The organism is Stenotrophomonas sp. YJH_SMC_33, from assembly GCF_059372295.1.
Genome location: NZ_JCAFVJ010000021.1, coordinates 1 through 19,733, shown reverse-complemented (window position 1 = coordinate 19,733; position 19,733 = coordinate 1). Strand labels below are relative to the sequence as shown.

General features: G+C 68.0%; 16 protein-coding genes. 5 read left to right on the top strand and 11 right to left on the bottom strand.

All coding sequences use genetic code 11. The features are described 5' to 3' along the window. Position 1: 1 nt before the first annotated feature. From pdeM to AC5P9W_RS19380, 4 genes are all read right to left on the bottom strand, one after another. Entirely contained in the window at positions 2 to 643 is a 642-nt protein-coding gene (gene pdeM, locus AC5P9W_RS19395) for a ligase-associated DNA damage response endonuclease PdeM (RefSeq protein ID WP_021203999.1), read from the bottom strand. Further along, positions 633 to 3,011, bottom strand: coding sequence for a ligase-associated DNA damage response DEXH box helicase (locus AC5P9W_RS19390; protein WP_495219401.1), 2,379 nt, complete (start codon positions 3,009 to 3,011; stop codon positions 633 to 635). Before AC5P9W_RS19390 ends, pdeM begins: the two co-directional genes overlap by 11 nt. 77 nt (positions 3,012 to 3,088) lie before the next feature. Next, positions 3,089 to 4,696: an ATP-dependent DNA ligase gene (locus tag AC5P9W_RS19385; RefSeq protein ID WP_207049877.1), complete on the bottom strand. Its 1,608-nt coding sequence runs from the start codon at positions 4,694 to 4,696 to the stop codon at positions 3,089 to 3,091. After that, positions 4,693 to 5,691: a ligase-associated DNA damage response exonuclease gene (locus AC5P9W_RS19380; RefSeq protein WP_111098037.1), complete on the bottom strand. Its 999-nt coding sequence runs from the start codon at positions 5,689 to 5,691 to the stop codon at positions 4,693 to 4,695. The genes AC5P9W_RS19385 and AC5P9W_RS19380 overlap by 4 nt, the downstream gene beginning before the upstream one ends. A 113-nt stretch (positions 5,692 to 5,804) precedes the next feature. Here AC5P9W_RS19380 and AC5P9W_RS19375 point away from each other — a divergent pair, with 113 nt between their 5' ends. After that, positions 5,805 to 7,442: an acyl-CoA dehydrogenase family protein gene (locus AC5P9W_RS19375; protein WP_019662152.1), complete on the top strand. Its 1,638-nt coding sequence runs from the start codon at positions 5,805 to 5,807 to the stop codon at positions 7,440 to 7,442. 282 nt (positions 7,443 to 7,724) lie between these two features. On the opposite strand, the gene AC5P9W_RS19370 is transcribed toward AC5P9W_RS19375, so the two are convergent. The 3 genes from AC5P9W_RS19370 to AC5P9W_RS19360 form a co-directional block, all read right to left on the bottom strand. Further along, entirely contained in the window at positions 7,725 to 8,135 is a 411-nt protein-coding gene (locus AC5P9W_RS19370) for a hypothetical protein (RefSeq protein ID WP_019662151.1), read from the bottom strand. 156 nt (positions 8,136 to 8,291) lie between these two features. Then, complete coding sequence (locus tag AC5P9W_RS19365) at positions 8,292 to 8,633, bottom strand: hypothetical protein (protein WP_019662150.1); 342 nt, start codon at positions 8,631 to 8,633, stop codon at positions 8,292 to 8,294. A gap of 124 nt (positions 8,634 to 8,757) precedes the next feature. After that, positions 8,758 to 9,933 carry a thiolase family protein gene (locus tag AC5P9W_RS19360; protein ID WP_019662149.1) on the bottom strand — a complete coding sequence of 392 codons (1,176 nt, stop codon included), beginning with the start codon at positions 9,931 to 9,933 and terminating at the stop codon, positions 8,758 to 8,760. Between the two features lie 183 nt (positions 9,934 to 10,116). Here AC5P9W_RS19360 and AC5P9W_RS19355 point away from each other — a divergent pair, with 183 nt between their 5' ends. Further along, on the top strand, positions 10,117 to 12,957 hold the full coding sequence (locus AC5P9W_RS19355; protein ID WP_495219400.1) for a S8 family serine peptidase: 2,841 nt from the start codon (positions 10,117 to 10,119) through the stop codon (positions 12,955 to 12,957). Positions 12,958 to 13,003: 46 nt separating this feature from the next. Here the strand turns inward: AC5P9W_RS19355 and AC5P9W_RS19350 are convergent, their stop codons facing one another. Further along, entirely contained in the window at positions 13,004 to 14,101 is a 1,098-nt protein-coding gene (locus tag AC5P9W_RS19350; protein ID WP_019662147.1) for a Glu/Leu/Phe/Val dehydrogenase dimerization domain-containing protein, read from the bottom strand. Positions 14,102 to 14,378: 277 nt separating this feature from the next. Between AC5P9W_RS19350 and AC5P9W_RS19345 the strand changes: the two genes are divergently transcribed. Continuing rightward, positions 14,379 to 15,455, top strand: coding sequence for an HDOD domain-containing protein (locus AC5P9W_RS19345; protein ID WP_019662146.1), 1,077 nt, complete (start codon positions 14,379 to 14,381; stop codon positions 15,453 to 15,455). 3 nt (positions 15,456 to 15,458) lie between these two features. On the opposite strand, the gene AC5P9W_RS19340 is transcribed toward AC5P9W_RS19345, so the two are convergent. The 3 genes from AC5P9W_RS19340 to AC5P9W_RS19330 all read right to left on the bottom strand — a co-directional run bounded on the left by AC5P9W_RS19340 (position 15,459) and on the right by AC5P9W_RS19330 (position 18,367). Then, complete coding sequence (locus tag AC5P9W_RS19340) at positions 15,459 to 17,051, bottom strand: phospholipase D family protein (RefSeq protein WP_031270567.1); 1,593 nt, start codon at positions 17,049 to 17,051, stop codon at positions 15,459 to 15,461. Between the two features lie 69 nt (positions 17,052 to 17,120). Continuing rightward, complete coding sequence (locus AC5P9W_RS19335; protein ID WP_019662144.1) at positions 17,121 to 17,819, bottom strand: RNA pseudouridine synthase; 699 nt, start codon at positions 17,817 to 17,819, stop codon at positions 17,121 to 17,123. A 47-nt stretch (positions 17,820 to 17,866) separates the two neighbouring features. Further along, positions 17,867 to 18,367: a M48 metallopeptidase family protein gene (locus AC5P9W_RS19330; RefSeq protein WP_021203991.1), complete on the bottom strand. Its 501-nt coding sequence runs from the start codon at positions 18,365 to 18,367 to the stop codon at positions 17,867 to 17,869. A gap of 63 nt (positions 18,368 to 18,430) precedes the next feature. Between AC5P9W_RS19330 and AC5P9W_RS19325 the strand changes: the two genes are divergently transcribed. Continuing rightward, positions 18,431 to 18,988 carry a DUF2058 domain-containing protein gene (locus AC5P9W_RS19325; RefSeq protein ID WP_111103071.1) on the top strand — a complete coding sequence of 186 codons (558 nt, stop codon included), beginning with the start codon at positions 18,431 to 18,433 and terminating at the stop codon, positions 18,986 to 18,988. A 170-nt stretch (positions 18,989 to 19,158) separates the two neighbouring features. Further along, positions 19,159 to 19,425, top strand: coding sequence for a DksA/TraR family C4-type zinc finger protein (locus AC5P9W_RS19320; protein WP_495219399.1), 267 nt, complete (start codon positions 19,159 to 19,161; stop codon positions 19,423 to 19,425). The last annotated feature ends 308 nt before the right edge of the window (positions 19,426 to 19,733 follow it).

The window sequence follows — 19,733 nt, the reverse complement described above, 5'->3', positions numbered from 1 at the left end:
TTCACGTCACGGGCAGTTCGACCAGGCTGCCCTCGACGCAGGCGACCCTCTGCTCGCCGGGAGCGGGAACAGGCACGATTCCCGCAGTGAACGCAGAGAAGGCCGGCAGGACCGTCATCCCGTCACGCAGCCAGAATACGGGGAAGCGCCGACGCAACGGCGGCAGGGCGACCTGCGGATGCAGATGCCCAGCGATCACATGCCGTCCTGCATCGGCCACTGGCTCATGGCGAAGCATGAACGGATGCAGGTGTGCTTCATCGTGGATCTGTACCAGCAGCTGGGCGTGCGGCAGGTGGCGGTCGTGATTTCCGCGCAGGACATGCACGTCCAGCGCCGCGTTGCGTTCGCGCCATGCCAACCATTGCTGGTACCACGCGGCGCGATGCGCCGGTCCATGCAGGATGTCGCCCAGGATCCACAGCTCGCGGCATGCATACCTGTCCAGCAGCGCCTGCAGGCGATTGAGGTCTTCCCCGGTGCCACCACTGGGGAGCGCGATGCCGGCACGGCGGAATACGTCGGCCTTGCCCAAGTGCAGGTCGGCGATCAACAGCGCCTGCCGTGTGGGCCAGTACAGCGCGCGCTCGCCAAGCAGCACAAGCGATTCGCCCGCGCGCAGCAGCAGCAGTTCATCGGCCATGGCGGCGCTCCAGCTGCTTGGCCGCGCGTTGCACGCGGGTACGCCAGTCCTCGTTGCTGAACTGCCCACGCAGGCGTTCGGCCCACAGCGGGAAGCCCAGGGGCGTCAGCGACGCCGGGCATTGCACCGACAGCGCCTGCGTGCCGATCCTTGCCAGTACCTGCCGCAAGCCCGGCAGGTCAAGGCTGTCGTGCAGCACTTCGCGTTCGGCCAACGCCAGCAGCAGATGGCCCGGATCGTGCTCGCGCAGTACATCGAAGAGCAGGCCCGCCGACGCCTGCAACTGCCGCAGCGATCGCGGCATGCCACCGGGCAGGCTGGGTACCAGCAGGCCGGCCACACGTGCGATGCCGCGGAACTGGCGCCGCGCCAGCTCGCCCAGGTTCACTGCGGCACGCAGATCATCCAGCAGCTGATCGGGGGTGAACAATGCTCGCCACTGCGCTGCGTCCAGATCGATCGCCTGGGCCGGTGCCAGCACCAGGCCATGGTCGTTCACCGCGTAGCCGATGCTGTTGCGCTGCAGGCGGGTACAGCGCAAGGCCAGCAGGGCGGCCAGCGCCTCATGCACGTGGCGGCCGGAAAAGGGATAGACGAACAGGAACTGGCCTTCGCGACGCCGCACCTGTTCCACCAGCAGGTGGTCCGCGCCGGGAAGCGCCGACAACTGTTGCTGCAGTGCCAGCAAGGGCGACAGCCAGCGTGATTCGGCACTGTTGTCGGCGCCGGACAGTACCCACTCCAGCTCGCGACCGAGTGGCATCGACAGCGGCAACTGGCCTCCCTGCCAGCGTGGCACGACGCCGTCTCCGCGCCCTCGTGCCAACCGCACGAAGGCGGTCATGTCGCGCAGCTGCACCAGCTCCAGCAGGCGCCCGGCGAACTGGAAACGATCGCCACGTCGCAGCCGGCTGGCGAACTGCTCCTCCACGGCGCCCAGGCTGCCGCCGCGCAGGAACTGCACGCGCACGCTGCCATCGCTGCTGATGGTGCCGATCGAAAGCCGATGACGCAGCGCCTGGCGGCGGTCATGCATGCGGTACCACCCATCGGCATCACGCACGACCTTGTGGAAATCGGGGTACTGGGCCAAGGCCTGCCCGCCCTGCACGATGAACGTGAGCACGGCCTGCCATTGGTCGTTGCCGAGCGACGCGAAGGCATGGGTACGCCGGACCTGTTCCAGCAGCGCAGTGCTGTCGAAGCCGCCCGCCAGCGCACGGCTGACCGCGTGCTGGGCCAGCACATCCAGCGACAGCGTCGGCGGCCTGCGCGCTTCGACCACGCCTTCAGCCAATGCACGGCGCACCGCAGCGTACTCGGCCAGTTCCAGCGCATGGCTGGGCACGCACAGGATGGCGCCGCTGGCACCCGGGCGGTGGCGTGCGCGTCCGGCGCGCTGGCGCAGGCGCGCCACGCCCTTCGGGCTGCCCAGCTGCAGGACCTGTTCTACTTCGGGGAAGTCCACGCCGAGGTCAAGGCTGGAAGTGGCAACCACGCAGCGCAGCGCGCCCGCGCGCAGTCCGTCTTCCACCTGCTGGCGCAGGGCCGGATCCAGCGAGCCGTGGTGCAGCGCAAGCGTGTCCAGTTCCTCCGGCCACACCGCGGCCAGCGCCTGATGCCACAGTTCTGCCTGTGCACGGGTGTTGGTGAACAGCAGGCTGCTGCGTGCCTGCATCAGCGCCTCCAGCACGCGTGGCAGCTGTGCCAGGCCCAGATGCCCCGCCCATGGGAAGCGTTCGCCGGGGTCTGGCAGCAGGCTGCGCACGCTGAGTGTGCGCGGCCGTACGCCCTGCACGATCGGTGCTTCCGGTTGACCGGGCAGCAGCACGTCGCGCGCCTCCTGCAGATTGCCCAGCGTGGCCGACAGACCCCACAGCTGCAATGCCGGCCTGGCATCGCGCAACACCGCCAGGTTCAACTGCAGCAGGACGCCGCGCTTGTTGCCCAGCAGTTCGTGCCATTCATCCACCACCACGCAGCGCAGCTGGCGCATGCGCGGCAGCGTGTCGGGATAGCTCAACAACAGCGCCAGCGATTCGGGCGTGGTCACCAGTACGTCGACGCGGCCCTCGCGCGCCTGTCGTCGTTCGCGGTTGCTGGCGTCGCCACTACGCAGGCCGACACGCCATCCCAGCCCCAGCCCATCGACCACGTCCTGCAGTGCGCGTGCGGTATCACTGGCCAACGCGCGCAAGGGCGTCACCCACAGCACCTGCAGTGGGCGCACCGCGCTGGCCCGACGGGGCAAGGGCGGCGGATCGATCATGGCCTGCAGCAGGGGCCCGCCGAACATCGCCAGTGTCTTGCCGCTGCCCGTGGGCGTATGCAGCAACCCGGATTCGCCCGCCAGGTAGTGGCGCCACATTGCGCGCTGGAACGGCAGTGAGCGCCAGCCTCTGGACGCAAACCAGTCTTCCAGCCGGCGCAGCGCCTGGCTGCGGGTCATCGCGCCAGCGCCTTCAGGCTGGCCAGCTGATCGGCCTCGCTGGCGGGCTTGTCGTGGCGCCAGCGCAGGATGCGCGGGAAGCGCACGGCGATGCCGGACTTGTGCCGGCTGCTGCGGTTGACTGCTTCAAAGCCCAGCTCGAACACCTGTTCGGCGCGTACGCTGCGCACCGGCCCGAAGCGCTCGCGGGTGTTGGCGCGGATCCAGCGGTCGAGCGCGATGATCTCCTTGTCGTCCAGGCCGGAATACGCCTTGGCCACCGGCACCAGCGTGTCGCCGTCCCACACGCCAAAGGTGTAGTCGGTGTACAGCGTGCTGCGTCGGCCGTGCCCGGCCTGTGCGTACAGCAGCACCGCGTCTATCGTGAGTGGATCGACCTTCCATTTCCACCAGTCGCCGCGTCGTCGCCCCGCCTGGTAGGAGGACGTGCGCCGCTTCAGCATCAACCCCTCCACACCGCGTTCGCGCGCCACATCGCGCATCGCCGCGGCCTGCGGCCAGTCGCCGGCGGCAACGTCGGGCGACAGCTGGATGCGCGCATCGCCCAGTGCACCGACGACCTCGGTGAGCCGCGCGCGCCGTTGCTGCAGTGGAAGTTCGCGCAGGTCCGCGCCATCGAGTTCCAGCAGGTCGTAGGCGAGCACGCGCACCGGCGTGTTGCGCAGGGTGGCCGCGCCGGGTTTGCGGCGCTGGATGCGGGTCTGCAGCGCGGTGAAGGCACGTGGCAGGTCCGCGGCTTCGTCCCAGGCCAGCAGCTCGCCATCCAGCACGCAGCCATCGGGAAGCGCCATCGCCGCCTGTTCGATTTCGGGGAAGCGACCATCCAGCCGCTCTTCGCCACGTGACCACAAGGCGACCTCGCCGCGCCGGCGCAGCAGCTGCACGCGGATGCCATCCCACTTCCATTCCAGCAGCCAGTCGTCGATCGCACCGAGTCGTTCGGCAGGGCTGCCCTCCAGTGGCGAGGCGAGGAAAAAGGCGTAGGGCTGCTGCCGGTCCAGCGGCAGCTCATCCGGCGACAGCAGCTGGGCCAGCAGCCCGGGCGAGGGCACCCACTCGCCCAGCATGCGCTGGGCGATGCGGGCAATATCCAGGCCGGACCACTCGGCCAGCGCCTGCTGCACCAGCCGTTGCGAGACGCCAACGCGCAGGGCTCCGGTCAGCAGCTTGTTGAACACCAGGCGTTCGCTGCTGCACAGCTGCCGCCAGCCGGCGACGACCGCCGCACGGCGCACCGCCTCGGGTTGGTTGGCCACCGCCAGCAGGTGCTGTTCGATCCATTCGGCCAGGGGGCGGTCAGGCGAGGGGTTTGGTGGGTCGTCCAGCAGCAGCGTCAGCGTTTCGGCCAGGTCACCGACCTGCGCATAGCTGTCGTCCACCAGCCACGGTGGCAACCCTGATTCCTCGGCGATCCAGGCGCGCAGTTCGCCACTGGTGGCGATCTTCCGGCGTGCACCGCCCACCTTGCCACCACTGAGGAGGTACAGCGCCCACGCCGCATCGTGCGCGCCTGCCTGGCCGAAGTAATCGACCAGTGCCGCTCGCTTGTCCAGCGTGGCAGTGCTGCGGTCCAGGCGTTGGTAGAGCGCTGCGAAGGCTTTCATTCCTCGCTCCCGAAACCGGTACGGAAGGCTTCGGCAGCCACGCCGCGCTCACGCAGGTAGGGAATCAGCGCATCGGTATTGCCATGGGTGGCGATCACCCGCTGCGCGCCGGTCTGTTCGATCGTCGTCAGCAGTGCTGGCCAATCGGCGTGATCGGAAATGACGAAGCCACGATCGACGTTGCGTCGGCGCCGGTTACCGCGCAATTGCATCCAGCCCGAGGCGAAGCCCAGCTGGTGGCGCCCGAAGCGGCGCATCCAGGGCGTGCCCGCAGCCGAGGGCGGGGCGAGGATCAACTGGCCGGCGGCATCGGGTTGACGGCCCTGTTCGGCCACGGTGAGCGTCTCCAGCATCGGTACGCCGGCCTGCCGGTACACCGCTACGCCATTGGCGATGGCGCCATGCAGCCAGGCCGGGCGATCATCCAGCGGCCGCAGCTCGGCCAGCACCCGTTGTGCCTTGCCCAGTGCATAGCACAGCAGGATCGCCGCCTCGCCGCGCTGTTCGCATTCGCGGCGCCACGCCACGATCTCCGCAGCGACTGCCGGCGTGTCCGGCCAGCGGTAGATCGGCAGGGCGAAGGTTGCCTCGGTGATGAACGTATCGCAGGGCACCACTTCGAACGGCGCGCAGGTCGGGTCTGGCTGGCGCTTGTAGTCGCCGGAGGCCACCCAGACCTGCCGCCCGTCGTCGATGCGCACCTGCGAGGACCCCAGCACGTGGCCGGCTGGATGCAGTGATACCTGCACCCGGCCCAGGCGGAACGGGGTGCCCTCGGCATGCGCCTGCACCGGCACGTCGCCCAGGCGCCAACGCAGGATCGGCAGGCTGCCGTCGCTGCAGTGGTATTCGCCCATGCCCGGGCGAGCATGGTCACCGTGGCCATGGGTGATGACCGCGCGCGGCACCGGCCGCCAGGGATCGATGTGGAAGTCGCCCGCAGCGCAGTACAGCCCCTCCGGTCGCAACACCACCAGATCGTCATTGCTTGCCATGCCATCACTGTGGCCTGCGGCTCGTGCACGGGGTGAGAACCGGCCTGAACACGGGCTTGGCAGGTCATGCGGCACAATCGGGCCGCACACTTCTTGCCGCCAGGATGGACCGGATGAGTGGACCGAGCTTCAGCAGCAACGCGCCCTACGAAACCCATGTGGTACTGAACCAGCCGCCGCCGTTCGCGGGGCGGCAGTTGTGGACCGACGACGCGGCGCTGATGGAAGCCGTTCAGCGCGAAGGCGCTGGCAGCTTCGCGCCACGATTGGCGGTGTATGGCGCGCTGGCGGGTGATGAGCTGTACCGGGTCGGCTTCGATGCCAACCGCGATCGGCCACGCCTGCGCACGCATGATGCGCAGGGCCATCGCATCGACACGGTGGAGTTCCATCCGGCCTATCACCAGTTGATGGACACGGCCAAATCGCACGGCGTCGCAGGCTTGTCCTGGCATGAGCCGCAGCCCGGCGCGCACGTGGCACGTGCGGTGTTGAGCTACCTGCATCACCAGGCCGAGGCGGGCACCAGTTGCCCATTGACGATGACCCATGCAGCAGTAGCGGTGCTGCGCACGCAGCCGCACCTGGCCGAGTGGGCACGCAAGGCCGCAGCGCCGGTCTATGACCCGCGCGACGTGCCGGTGGCGGACAAGGCCGGCATCACCCTGGGCATGGGCATGACCGAGAAGCAGGGCGGCTCGGATGTACGTGCCAACAGTACCCGCGCCGAACCGATCGATGGCGAGCGCTATCGCCTGGTCGGCCACAAGTGGTTCTTTTCCGCGCCGATGTGCGACGGCTTCCTGGTGCTGGCGCAGGCGCCTGGAGGACTGACCTGCCTGCTGTTGCCGCGCCGCCTGGCAGACGGTGACCGCAATGCGTTCCGCCTGATGCGGTTGAAGGACAAGCTTGGGGATTGGGCCAATGCCTCCAGCGAGGTCGAGTTCTGCGGCGCGCAGGCGTGGCGGGTGGGTGAAGAGGGCCGCGGCGTGGCCACCATCATCGGCATGGTGATGATGACCCGCCTGGACTGCATGCTGGGCGCCGCAGCGGAGATGCGCATGGCGCTGGCGCAGGCGCTGCATCACGCACGGCATCGCCGCACCTTTGGCAAGCTGCTGGTCGAGCACCCGTTGATGACCAACGTGCTGGCTGATCTGGCGATGGAGTCGGAAGCGGCCACGGTGTTGGCGATCCGCATCGCACGCGCGGTGGATCGTGCCGGTGTGGATGCCAATGAAGCCGCGATGGCACGGTTGGGGACGGCACTGGGCAAGTACTGGCTGTGCAAGCGTGCGCCGGCCTTCGTCAATGAAGCGCAGGAATGCCTGGGCGGCGCGGGCTATGTGGAGGAGTCGATGCTGCCGCGCCTGTACCGGCAGGCACCGTTGAATTCGATCTGGGAAGGCAGCGGCAACATCCAGTGTCTGGATGTGCTGCGTGCATTGGCCCGTGAACCGGAGGCGATGGCGGCATTGCGCGGCGAGCTGGCGGCGGTGGCCGACCGTGATGCGCGCTACGCAGCGGCATTGCAGCGCTGGGCAGCGGCACCGGCACCGGAGGAATCACAGGCGCGGCTGTTCTGCGAGCGCACTGCGCTGTTGTTACAGGCAGCGCTGCTGCTGCGTGCGCGCAGCCCGATCGCCGAGGCGTTCGTGCGCAGCCGGCTGGAAGGAGAGCACGGGCTGGCATTCGGGACGCTGCCGGCGGGCCTGGAGCTGACCGCGATGCTGGCGCGCGCGCTGCCGTAGGCAATGGCCAACGGCGGTGCCCCTCGTGGTGGGCGCTGATACTGATGGATGGGCCGCGCGGGTAGGTCGCGCAGGGGGCGCCGTGAATACGTCCTTGTAGGCTCGGGCGCGCCATCCATGGCGCTTACGCCCCTGCGCAACCTACCCGCGCGGCCTTGGACGGTTTCCGTGCCGTCCACCACGGAATCAACAGAAAGAGCGGAGAGCGAAAAACAGAAAAAGCCGCGGCCATGCCGCGGCTTTTCCTGTAGCGCCGAGCCGGTGCTCGGCTGCCGGCAAGGCTCAGTGCTTGGCTTCTTCCTTGGCGGCGTTGGCCTTGGCGTCATTGGCGACATCGCGCGCCTTGTCGGCGACCTTCTGCGCGGCGTCGGCAGTGGCGTCGCTGGCGTGCGCGGCCGCGTCGGTGGCGGCGACCTTGGCCTGGTCAGCGGCATTGGCGGTGGCGTCGGCGGCCTTGTCCAGCGCCTGCTGGGTATCGGCGGCGGCCTGCTCGGAAGCAGCAGCGGTCTTGTCGGCGGCGTCGCGGGTTGCGGCAGCGGCCCGGTCGACGGCATCGCGGGCAGCGACGCCAGCGCTGTCGGCGGCCTGCTGCGCGTCCTGCTTGGCCTGTTCGGCCTCCGGGCCCTTGCAGGCGGCCAGGGCCAGCAGCAGGGAGCCGGCCAGCAGGGTGGTGGTGATCGGACGAATCTTCATGGCGGTCTCCGGTACTGCAATGGATGGGGACGCCAGCCTATTCATGCCGTTGTGAAGACGGGGTCGCGGAGCGCGCTCAGTCGCGATCCACGGGCGCAAAGAAAAAGCCGCTGGCGAACCAGCGGCTTTTCCGGAACAGCGTGAAGAAAGAAGTGATTACTTCTTGGCTTCTTCAGCAGCGTCCTTGGCCTGCTCAGCGGTAGCTTCGGCAGCCTTGGCGGCGTCCTTGGCTTCGCCAGCAGCGGCGTCGGTGGCAGCAGCGGCGGTGTTGGCAGCAGCGTCGGTCGCAGCGTCGGCAGCGGTGGCGGCGGTGTCAGCGGCCTGCTGGGCAGCGTCGGCGGTCTGGGCGCCAGCAGCGGCGGCCTGGTCGGCAGCAGCCTGGGCTTCGGTGGCGGCTTCGTTGGCCGAAGCAGCGGCGTCCTGGGCAGCTTCCTGCTTCGAGCAGGCGGCCAGGGCCAGAGCCAGGGACATCGCGACCAGCAGCTTGTTGATGCTCATTGTGTAAATCCTCGTCGTTAGAATTAGGCAACGCGCATGCTGCGCGCCGACAACATGATGACAAGCCAAGATTGGGTGTCAAGCGATCCCGCATTCATTTTTGCGAAATCATCGTTAAATCTAGTTAAATCAATTCGATGGCGATCGCGGTTGCTTCGCCACCGCCGATGCACAGGGTGGCAATGCCGCGCTTGCCACCGCGCGTGCGCAGGGCATTGACCAGGGTCACCACCAGGCGTGCGCCGGAGGCACCGATCGGATGGCCCAGTGCACAGGCGCCGCCATTCACGTTGAGCTTGTCGTGCGGAATGCCCAGTTCGCGCATCGGCGCCATCGCCACCACAGCGAAGGCTTCGTTGATTTCGAACAGATCGACCTGATCCAGCGACCAGCCGGTCTTGTCCAGCAGCTTGCGCAGCGCGCCGATCGGGGCAGTGGTGAACCACTCCGGTTCCTGCGAATGGGTGGCGTGGCCGACGATTCGGGCCAACGGCTTGATGCCGCGCGCAGCCGCATCTTCCTCGGTCAGCAGGACCACTGCGGCAGCGCCGTCGGAAATGCTGGAAGAGCTGGCGGCGGTCACACTGCCGTCCTTCTTGAAGGCCGGGCGCAGGGTCGGGATCTTGGCGATGTCCGAACGGCCGGGCTGCTCGTCGGTGGTGATCTCGACCTCGCCCTTGCGGGTGGCGACCTTCACCGCGACGATTTCATCGGCGAACGCGCCGTTGGCCTGGGCTGCCTGCGCGCGCTTGACCGATTCGATGGCGTAGGCGTCCTGCTCTTCGCGGCTGAACTGGTACTTGTCCACGGCGCATTCGGCGAATTCACCCATCGCCTTGCCGTCATAAGCGTTGACCAGGCCGTCGTGGGCCATGTGATCGACCGCCTGGAAGTTGCCGAAGCGGTTGCCGGTGCGCGAGTTGGGCAGCATGTGCGGCGCGTTGGACATCGATTCCATGCCGCCGGCGACAACGATGCTGGCCGAACCGGCCTTGATCAGGTCATGACCGAGCATGATGGTCTTCATGCCGGAGCCGCAGACCTTGTTCAGCGTGGTGGCACCGGTCGACAGCGGAATGCCGGCAGCGATCGCCGCCTGGCGGGCGGGCGCCTGGCCGAGGTTGGCCGGCAGCACGCAGCCCATGAGGACTTCGGAAACGTCGCTGGCCGGGATGCCCGACTGCTCCAGTGCGGCGGCGATGGCGGCCGCGCCCAGGGTCGGGGTCGGCACGCCGTTGAACTGGCCGAGGAAGGAGCCGATGGCGGTGCGCTTGGCGGCGGCGATGACGATGTTGGACATGGCAATCTCGTTGATGCGTAAGCAATGTTCGGAAAGGAGACCGTGGGCCGTTGGAAGCGCCCCGGTTTCCCGGCAGACTGCGTGGGGGTCGGCCCAAGTATAGAGGGTCGGGGAGGGCCGCCGCTGGACGGCGCCGCATGCCTGCCGGGACAACGGCGGGCCAATGTTCATGGGAAGGAATCGATGGAACGCACGACGACGGTGAAATCTGCCCTGGCAACCGCGCTGGCACTGGCGCTGACAGCCTGTGGCGGAGGTGGCGGGGGCGGCAACGTGCGCATTGACACACCGCCACCACCGCCGCCACCCACGACCCCGCCACCGACGCCGCCGCCGCCGGCAAAACCGCAGGAGCCGGCCTTCGACGCGCATCTGTCGGTCACCAATGCGCGTGCCGCACAGGCCGCCGGCCTGAGCGGCCAGAACGTGCGCATCGGTATCGTCGATTCGGGCGTGCAGCGCGACGCGGTGGCACTGAACGGGCGGGTGGTGGCCAACCTCAACTACATCGATCCGTCGCGCAACAACCTGCAGGTGGACGACGTGGTGGGCCACGGCACGGCGGTAGCCAGCCTGGCTGCCGGCGCGCCGGTTGGGTCCTGGCCAGGCGGCATCGCCCCTGGTGCGCAGATCGTTTCGGCGCGGATCATCGCCGACAAGCCGCCCGCCGACGATGGCAGCGGCAAGGGCAATTCCTTCAGCGGACCGCTGGGCGTGGCCCAGGTGCACCAGGACCTGATCAGCTACAACGTAAAGGTGATGAACAACTCGTGGGGCGGCCTGTACTGGACCGACCTGCCGACCACCGCGCAGGTGGCCGCCGAGTATCGCCCCTTCGTGGTCAACCACGGCGGGCTGGTGGTGTTCGCAGCGGGCAATGACGGCCGCAGTGAACCGAGCAGCCTGGCCGCGCTGCCCAGCCAGCTGGGCGTTGCCGGCTCGCTGCCGGCGGCAGATCTGGAGCGCGGCTGGCTGGTGGCGACCGCGGTGGATCCCTATGCACCGGGCACGTTGGCCAGCTACGCCAATGGCTGCGGCCAGGCCGCGCGCTACTGCCTGGCAGCGCCGGGCAGCGCGGTCTATCCCGATGCAAACGGGGGCAGCTACTACTGGAACTACGGCACGTCATTCGCGGCGCCGCTGGTGTCCGGCGCCGCTGCGCTGGTCTGGCAGCGCTATCCGTATTTCAGCAACGACCTGGTGCGGCAGACCCTGCTGGGCACTGCCAAGGACATCGGCGCCCCGGGCGTGGATCCGGTGTTCGGCTACGGCCTGCTCGACATCGGTCGTGCGATCAACGGTCCGGGTCGCTTCGACTGGGGGGATGTGGTTGCCAACGTGGATGTGGCCTCCAGCGGTTCGGCGTGGCGCAACAACATCGTCGGCAGCGGCGGCCTGGTCAAGCAGGGCGGGGGCACTCTGGTGCTGGCCGGCAACAACAGCTATACCGGTTCCACCCGCATCGAACGCGGCATCCTGGCACTGCAGGACGGTGGCGTGATCCGTTCCAACGTGACCATCCTCGGCCAGTCCGATCCGGATTCGACCGGCCTGCAGTTCAATGGCGGCTCGCCGCGCGTGGTCGGCAACGTGGTCAACGGCAGCAGCGTATTCCTCACCACCGGCAACACCACCGGCACCATCGAGGGCGACTACGCCCAGCAGGCGGGCGCACAGTTGATGATCGCACTCGGCGCCAATGCGCTGCAGGTCACCGGCAAGGCCACCCTCGACGGTGGCGTGCGCGTGCATGGCTTCGTCTCCGGCTACGTGCCACAGAGCGGCACCCGGCAGGACCTGATCCATGCGGACGGCGGACTCAGTGGTGCCTTCAGTACGCCGGCCACCTCCAGCGGCCTGCAGGGACTGTCGCTGTTGCAGAGCAGCTATGGCTACGACAGCAACAACGCCTGGTTGAACCTGACCCAGGTCAGTGTCACCGGGGCAGCCAGCGGCCTGGGGGCTTCCGCCCAGGCGGCAGCACAGCGGCTGGAGGGTGCATTTGCCGTGCTCGACAATAATGCAGGACTGCAGGGATCGGCTTTCGGTACGGCCGCCGGGGCGCTGCAGTGGACCGGCGGTGGCAGCAACGGCCTCGAGGCTAGTCTGCAGAGCCTGTCCGGGCAGGCGCACGCGCGGGCCGAAGCGGCCACCTTCGACAGCATCGACATGTCACGCCGTGCCATCGCAGAGCGCTTTGATCGCGTGCAGGCGGCGCCGCGCCTGCGCGGGGCCTGGCAGAGTGCGCTCGGCCAGGCCGGGCAGGGCAGCTTTGCCGGCAACGCCGCCGACAGCCGCGGTTGGATGGCCGGCCAGGACCTGCCGCTGGGCAGCACCGGGCTGATGGGTGTGGCCTTCGGCGAGACCCGCAGCAACGGTGGCAGCAGCTTCGGCGGCGATCGCGGGCGTGATCGCCAGGCGCAGGCACAGCTTTACGCGGGCTGGAATCTGGGCCGGGGCTATGCGCTGGCCCAGATCGGCAGCGGGCAGTTCACCCGGGCGCTGGATCGCCAATTGCTGCTGGGCGCGGGTAGTTACGGTGTTTCGGCCCGCTATGGCGGGCGCTTCAGCAGTGCCAGTGTCGAAGGCGGCTATCGCTTCGGCCGCGCGGGTGCCTCGTTGACACCGTATCTGGGCGCCAGCACTACGCGCGTGGATACCGATGCGTTCAACGAACTGGGCGGGTTCGGCTTCGGCCTGCGTGGCGATGCCAACCGCGTGCAGCGCAGCCAGATGCTGGCCGGCATCCGCGGCGAGCATGGCTGGGGGCGCTGGACCCTGCGCGGGCATGCCGAGTGGCAGCAGCGGCTCGAGGGTGCCGATGCGGCGTGGCAGGCCAGTTTCGTCGGCGTCGATGCCTGGGCACCACTGGCGGGCTGGAATGCGCCGCGCGGCAGTGCGCTGATCGGCATGGCGCTGGAATCGTGGTGGGGTCGCAGTGGCCGCCTGAGCCTGGGCTTCGACCAGCGCGTCGGGGGCGAGGGCGCGCGCCAGGCGGCGTTGCGCTACAGCACCGGGTTCTGAGTGACAGTCGCGCCGGGACGCCAGCCCCGGCGCGACATCGACGCGCTCAGCCGCCGCGCAGGTTGCCCAGGCGCGGGGTGCTGCGGCCCAGCGGCATCTTCAATTTGCCGATCGACAGGATGCGGCTTTCGGCGATGCGGTCGGCCGCTCGCTGCGGCGCGATGTTCTCGCGCTGCGACAGTTCGAAGATGCGGGTGAGGTTGTGATAGATGCTGCGGATCAGGCGCATCGCGCGTTCGCGGTTGTAGCCGTCGATCTCCAGCGACACGTTCATCACGCCACCAGCATTGACCGCATAGTCCGGCGCATACAGGATGCCGCGCGCATGCAGTTCGTCGCCGATTTCCAGGCTCGACAACTGGTTGTTGGCGGTGCCGCAGATGATCTTTGCCTTGATCCGCGGCAGGGTGTCGGCGTTGATCGCGCCTTCCAGCGCACACGGTGCGAACACATCGGCATTCACTTCATGGATCTCGTCCGGCTTGACCGCTTCAGCGCCGAAGTCGCTGACCGCGCGGTCAACCAGCGCGCTGTCCAGGTCGGTGACATACAGCTTGGCACCGCGGTCACGCAGCAGCTTCACCAGTTCCATCCCGATGTGACCCAGGCCCTGCACCGCGATGCTGGTCTTGCCCACTTCCTCATGGCCGAACTTGAAGCGCATCGACGCCATCAACGCCTGAAGCGCGCCGTAGGCGGTGAACGGGGCCGGATCGCCGGAGCCGCCATGGACCTGGTGCACGCCGGTCACGAACTGGCTCTCCAGATAGATGTTCTCCATGTCGTTGACATCGGTGCCGACGTCCTCGGCGGTGATGTAGCGTCCGCCCAGCGAATCGACATAGCGGCCGAAGGCACGGAACAGCACTTCGGTCTTGTCCGCTTTGGGGTCGCCGATGATCACCGCCTTGCCGCCACCGACGTTGAGGCCGGCCAGTGCATTCTTGTAGGTCATCGTCCGGCTCAGGCGCAGCGCATCGGCCAGCGCCTCGTCGGTGCTGGCGTAAGGACGCATGCGCACGCCGCCCAGGGCCGGGCCAAGGGTGGTGTTGTGGATGGCGATGATCGCCTTCAGGCCGGCGTCGTGGTTGTGGCAGAACACCACCTGTTCGTGGCCGGTGGTGGCGAGGGTTTCGAATAGCATGGCGTCTCCGATGGCGCGATCAGCGGCGAACTGCAGCGAACGGCCAGTGAACGGTAGGGTCCCAAAACAAAAAAAGCGACGTCGTCGGTGCAGGGGGACGGGTCGCGCGGCGCCATTCTAGTCCATTCCCCCGGCCGGTGCCGTCGACATCGCATGCCTTCCGGTTAAAGAAGATGAAAGTGCGGCCGATGCTGCGACGACGGCGGGTGGCCGGATTCGCGTGAAGAGGCAGGCGGTCAGTGACGGCAAGGGCACCAAAACGACAGGGCAGGCGGCGATGACAGCGGCCTGGTGGCGATCACTACGCGGCTGGCTGGCGCGCTCGACCGGGGCTGCGCCGTCCCGCTTGGCGGCGGTATCGCGACAGGCAGTGGCGGCAGCGGCTGCGAGCCTGCAGGGTGAGGCCCTGCCGTCTGCGGAGATCGCCGCACATCTGCAGCGCGGCCTGCACGCGTTGGCGTTGTACCCACGACTGGCCGGTGAGCCGGCGCCTGTACAGGATCCGGCGTTGGGGGAAGCGGTGGCACGCGCGCTGCAGGACCGCGACTGGGCTACCCGGCAGTTGCCGCGCCGTCCGCAGCTGCTGCCGCAGCTGATCCAGACCGTCAACGACGATGCCGCCTCCGCGCGGGTGATGGCCGCGATCATCGGCCAGGACCCGGTGCTGACCGGCAACCTGCTGCGCATCGCCAACAGCCCCGCCTACAAGGTGCACGAGCGGCCCGTGGAAAGCCTGCAGCGGGCGGTGACCCTGGTCGGTACCGAAGGCGTTCGGCAGATCATCAGCGCGGTACTGGTACAGCCGGTGATGCAGATGCAGTGCGATGCGTTCCCGCAGTTCAGCACGATCATCTGGGAGCACGCACTGCTGGCCTCGCGCGCGGCTGCAGACCACGCACGCACGGTTACCTTCGGTGATGCTTTCGCCGCGCAGTGGCTGGGCCTGGTGCAGGGCCTGGGCGCGGCGCTGGTGATGCGCCAGCTGCTGCAGGAAGCCCAGGCACGTGGTGAAACCGTGGAGCCGGCGCTGGCACTGCAGCTGCTTCAGCAGTGGTCGTTACCGCTGGCACAACGGGTGGCGGCTGCCTGGGAGCTGCCCGAGCCGGTGCATCAGGCGCTGTTGCCGGAGGCCGAGGGCCCGCTGGCCGACAGCCTGCGCCTGGCCAGCGCCGCTGCGGCGGCCAGCCTGCTGTGCCGCCATGGGCATGCCAGCCAGAGCCGCATGCTGGCCCTGCTGGAACAGCTGCCTTCGGCACCGCCGCATGCATTGCGCTGGATCTGGCGGCGACTGCATGGGCGCAGCGTGGAAACGCTGGATGATGCCGGGCAGGAAGCCACCGATCCGGGGCGCTGAGCGTTACAGCTGCGATTCCAGCGGTAGCCAGCTGATCACCCGCGACAACCAGCGTTTGCGCGCCGTTGCCCCTGGCTCTTCCTCCGCCCAGTGCGGTGGTGGTTCGCGCTCCAGCCAGCGCAACCGGCGACGGTCGTCCAGCGCCAGCCACCAGCTGTGCCTGGGATCCGCCAGGCGCAGGTACTCGCCGCGCAGCTGTGCACCCAGCAACGGATCGTCGAACAGCACACCCATTTCAGTGTTCAGGTAGGCCGAGCGCGGATCGAGGTTGAATGAGCCGACGAAGCCGCGGCGGTCATCGACCAGGAACGCCTTGGTGTGCAGGCTGGCGCCGCTGCTGCCGAACACGCCCGCATCGCCGGACTGCCCTTGTGCCTTCAGCTCATACAGGTGGACGCCGGCTTCGAGCAACGGCACGCGGTAGCCCATGTAGCCGCCGTGCACCGCGGCGACGTCATTGGCAGCCAGTGAGTTGGTGACCACGCCGACCTGCACGCCCCGCCGGGCCATGGCCGAAAAGCCATCCAGGCCCTCGTTGCCGGGCACGAAGTAGGGCGAGATCAACAGGGCCTTGTGCCGGGCGGCCTGCAGCTCGCTGGTCAGCGTCGAAACCAGCCACGCGCCGCGATCATCGTCGCGGTGCTTCATCGGCGGGTCCGAGACGATGCGCACTGCACGGCTCCAGCGCAATGGCTCGGGACTCGGGCGCTGCCGCCTGCGCGATTCGGCCACGCGCGCAAGGTAGGGCTGGGCCACGTCACGCTGGGCCTCATGGTCCGATTCGCGTATCAGCAGGCGCAGCTGGGCATCGGTATGGAAGGCAAGCGCCGATACCGGAATGGCGGCCTCGCTGTTCCAGTAGTCGTCGAAGATCCGGCTGGCCTGCTCCACGGCAGGGCCGGCGACCAGCAGGTCCAGGTCCTGGAAGTTCACATCGGTGCGCGCGCTGAAGTATTCCTCGCCGATGTTGCGGCCGCCGACGATCGCGACGCGGCCGTCGGCAATCCAGCTCTTGTTGTGCATGCGGTGGTTCACGCTGAAGAACCGTTGCACCATCTCCACCATGCGCAGCAGGCCGGTCCGGTTGCGGAACGGGTTGTAGAGGCGGATTTCAATGTTGGGGTGCCGGTCCAGCGCCATCATCAGGGCGTCCTTGTCCTTGGCGTTCATGTCGTCGAGCAGGATGCGCACGCGCACGCCGCGTTCGGCGGCGTCGTACAACGCCTTGGCCATCAGGTGGCCGATCAGGTCGTCGTGCCAGATGTAGTACTGCAGGTCCAGGCTGCGCCCGGCGTGGGTGGTGATCATCGCGCGCGCGGCGAAGGCATCCATGCCATCGCTGAGGAAGGCCACGCCGGACTGGCCGGGATGGGCCTCCTGCAACGGAACGATCTGCCGGTCGATCCGCGTCTGTGCCGGCTGCAGCGGCAGCACGTGCGAGGGCGTGCCCCGTGCCTGCGGGGTGAGATGGTCGGCCAGCAGCAGCCCGGACAGGACCAGCAGCACCAGTGTGGCGAGGATGATTGCAGCAACGCGAAGCAGACGTCGCCACAGGGGCTTGGGCAGGCTCATGCGCCGATGGTAGATCCACGCCACGCGTGGATCAAAGGCAGACGGTGCATCGCAGAAGATCCACGCCATGCGTGGATGACAGGGACTTCCCTGTCAGAACCGCTCGTCGCTGCCCAGGTAACGCCACTGCCCTGCAGGCAGCGGTCCCAGTGCCACGCGGCCAATACGCAGCCGACGCACGGCCGTCACCTGCAGGCCGGCCGCGGTGACCGCCACGCGCAGGCCCTTGGCGGTCAGGCCCTTGCCCGCGAAGCGCAGGCGCTGCTCGCTCTGCCAGCTGACCTTGGCACCGCCGGATTCCTGCTGCAGGCGCGCCAGCAGCCATGGGCCACGCTCGGGGCCGCCTTCGGCGACCTCGATCAGGTATTCCTGCTCGGTGCGTCCCAGGTTGCGCTGAAGATGGGCCAGCGTGGCCGGGTCCTGGCTGACCACCACCAGGCCGCTGTCGCTGGCCGGAAGGGCGGCCGCCAGCTGCAGTCCGTGGAAGTGGCGCTGCAGCGGACGGATGTCGCTGGCGTCCAGCTCGCTGCGGCTGTCACTGCTGACCAGCGCGCACAGGGTTTCGGCGGCAACGCCAGCCGGTTTGTGCAGCAGCATGCTGACCCGCTCGGCCTTTTCATCGCTGGCCTGCTCGGCCACCACGATCACCGCGCTGTCATCGACCGGACGCTGCGGCTGTTCCACCACCTCGCCATTGACCGTGACCCAGCCGCCTTCGATGTAGCGCCGCGCTTCGCCGCGCGGGATGCCGAGCAGGGCGGACAGGCGTTTGTCGAGACGGATCGGTTCCATGGCAGGCAGGTCGGGCAGTGGGCGCGCAGTGTAGCTGCTGCGGCCGGTCAGCGCTGGCCGCGGTTGGCCAGCTCGGTCAGGTACAGGCGGGTATCGAATTCCAGCTGCAGGTAATCCGGCTCCATGTGCTGGCACAGCTGATAGAAGGCCTTGTTGTGGTCGGCTTCCTTCAGGTGGGCCAGCTCATGCACCACGATCATGCGCAGGAACGCTGCCGGTGCCTGGCGGAACACGGTGGCGATGCGGATCTCGCGGCTGGCCTTGAGGCGGCCGCCGTGAACGCGCGAGATGGCGGTATGGGTACCCAGCGCGTGCTTGATCACTTCCAGCGTGTTGTCGTAGCAGACCTTGTTGAGCGGCACCGACTTGCGCAGGTAGCGGTCCTTCAGCTCCTGCGTGTAGTCGTACAGCTGGCGGTCGCTGCGCACGGTGTGCGGGTCGGGGTAGCGCTGCTGCAGCCATGGGCCGAGCTTGCCCTGTGCCAGCAGGTCGCTGACCTGGGCGACCAGGGGTTCGGGATAGCCGGTGAGGTACTTCAGGACTGCCATGCAGGGGTGGCGGGGCGTCGGTAGAATGGGGACATCCAAGATTACACGCGGTACACATCGACCATGGCAAAGCCCAACGCGCTGCAGGAACAATTGCTCAAGGCCGGCCTGGCCAAGAAGTCGCAGGCCAGCGCCGCCGCGCGCGAGCAGGCCAAGGCGCGGCAAGGCAAGGCCGAATCGACGTCGGCCGAGGTCCAGCGCGAGGCTGAGCGTGCCCGCGCCGAGAAGGTCGAGCGCGACCGCGCGCTGGCCGCCGAGCGCAATGCCCAGGCCAGGCAAGCTGAACAGAAGGCGCAGGCGAAGCAGATCATCGCGGCCCATGCCGTGCCCCACAAGGGCGATGACGAGTACCGCTTCAGCGATGGCACGGCGATCCGCACCCTGCTGATCGACCCCAAGCTGCGCAAGGCGCTGTCGGTGGGCGTTCTGGTCATCATTGCCCATGGTGACGGTTACGCCGTGTTGCCGCGTGCTGCCGCCGAAAAGGTGCGTGAACGCGCGCCCGAAGCGATCATCGTCGACCACGGCCAGCCGGGCTCGACCGCCGAGATCTCGACCGGCAACGCCGAGGACGACGCCTACTATGCGCAGTTCCAGGTACCGGACGACCTGATCTGGTAAACAAAAAGGGGACGGAGGGGATTAAGTCGCAATCGGATTGATCGAACCCGTGCGCGTTCCACTCAGCTTGCTGAAGCCCCGCCGAGCATGGCTCGGCGCTACAGGAAGGCATTCCTTTTTACCGGGGTGTATCGTCCCCATATCAGGCGACACACCTGCGGAGGACGGCCATGGCCACCGGTTGGGCGGGAGACGGCGCGGTCCAGGACCAGATCGACGCCACCGTTGATGATGCGATCGCCCGCGCGCGGCGCCAGCTGCGCGAGGGACCCGGTCTGGAACACTGTGAGGAATGCGACGCGCCGATTCTGTTGGCGCGGCGCCAGGCCGTGCCTGGTGTGCGGCTGTGCGTTGCGTGCCAGCAGGCGCGGGATGACGAAGAGCAGGCGCATGCCGGGTACAACCGGCGTGGCAGCAAGGACAGCCAGTTGAGGTAAAGGTTGTTGGGCAGGGCTGCACCCTGCACCCTGCACCCGCCGAAGCCTTCAAGCCAAGGCAGCAGCAACAGCAAAAGCTGGCATTCCGTGGGGTGGCGGGGCGGTGTCGGAGTGCGGGGGCGCCGCAAGTACGTCCTTGTAGGCTTGGCAGCCGCATCCATGCGGCTGACTGATCTGGCCGCCCGTCAGCGGACGCCAAGAAGCGATACTTTGATCGCACTTGGAGGTCCCTTATGTCCCGTATCACCCGTCGTAGCTACACCGATGAGTTCAAGCACCAAGCCGTGGAGTTGGCCGAGTCGCTCGGG

Excerpts from the sequence above, each read along its gene's own strand:
- pdeM (WP_021203999.1), bottom strand. The coding sequence starts at position 643 with ATGGCCGATGAACTGCTGCTGCTGCGCGCGGGCGAATCGCTTGTGCTG.
- AC5P9W_RS19390 (WP_495219401.1), bottom strand. The coding sequence starts at position 3,011 with ATGTGGCGCCACTACCTGGCGGGCGAATCCGGGTTGCTGCATACGCCC.
- AC5P9W_RS19385 (WP_207049877.1), bottom strand. The coding sequence starts at position 4,696 with ATGAAAGCCTTCGCAGCGCTCTACCAACGCCTGGACCGCAGCACTGCC.
- AC5P9W_RS19380 (WP_111098037.1), bottom strand. The coding sequence starts at position 5,691 with ATGGCAAGCAATGACGATCTGGTGGTGTTGCGACCGGAGGGGCTGTAC.
- AC5P9W_RS19375 (WP_019662152.1), top strand. The coding sequence starts at position 5,805 with ATGAGTGGACCGAGCTTCAGCAGCAACGCGCCCTACGAAACCCATGTG.
- AC5P9W_RS19370 (WP_019662151.1), bottom strand. The coding sequence starts at position 8,135 with ATGAAGATTCGTCCGATCACCACCACCCTGCTGGCCGGCTCCCTGCTG.
- AC5P9W_RS19365 (WP_019662150.1), bottom strand. The coding sequence starts at position 8,633 with ATGAGCATCAACAAGCTGCTGGTCGCGATGTCCCTGGCTCTGGCCCTG.
- AC5P9W_RS19360 (WP_019662149.1), bottom strand. The coding sequence starts at position 9,933 with ATGTCCAACATCGTCATCGCCGCCGCCAAGCGCACCGCCATCGGCTCC.
- AC5P9W_RS19355 (WP_495219400.1), top strand. The coding sequence starts at position 10,117 with ATGGAACGCACGACGACGGTGAAATCTGCCCTGGCAACCGCGCTGGCA.
- AC5P9W_RS19350 (WP_019662147.1), bottom strand. The coding sequence starts at position 14,101 with ATGCTATTCGAAACCCTCGCCACCACCGGCCACGAACAGGTGGTGTTC.
- AC5P9W_RS19345 (WP_019662146.1), top strand. The coding sequence starts at position 14,379 with ATGACAGCGGCCTGGTGGCGATCACTACGCGGCTGGCTGGCGCGCTCG.
- AC5P9W_RS19335 (WP_019662144.1), bottom strand. The coding sequence starts at position 17,819 with ATGGAACCGATCCGTCTCGACAAACGCCTGTCCGCCCTGCTCGGCATC.
- AC5P9W_RS19330 (WP_021203991.1), bottom strand. The coding sequence starts at position 18,367 with ATGGCAGTCCTGAAGTACCTCACCGGCTATCCCGAACCCCTGGTCGCC.
- AC5P9W_RS19325 (WP_111103071.1), top strand. The coding sequence starts at position 18,431 with ATGGCAAAGCCCAACGCGCTGCAGGAACAATTGCTCAAGGCCGGCCTG.
- AC5P9W_RS19320 (WP_495219399.1), top strand. The coding sequence starts at position 19,159 with ATGGCCACCGGTTGGGCGGGAGACGGCGCGGTCCAGGACCAGATCGAC.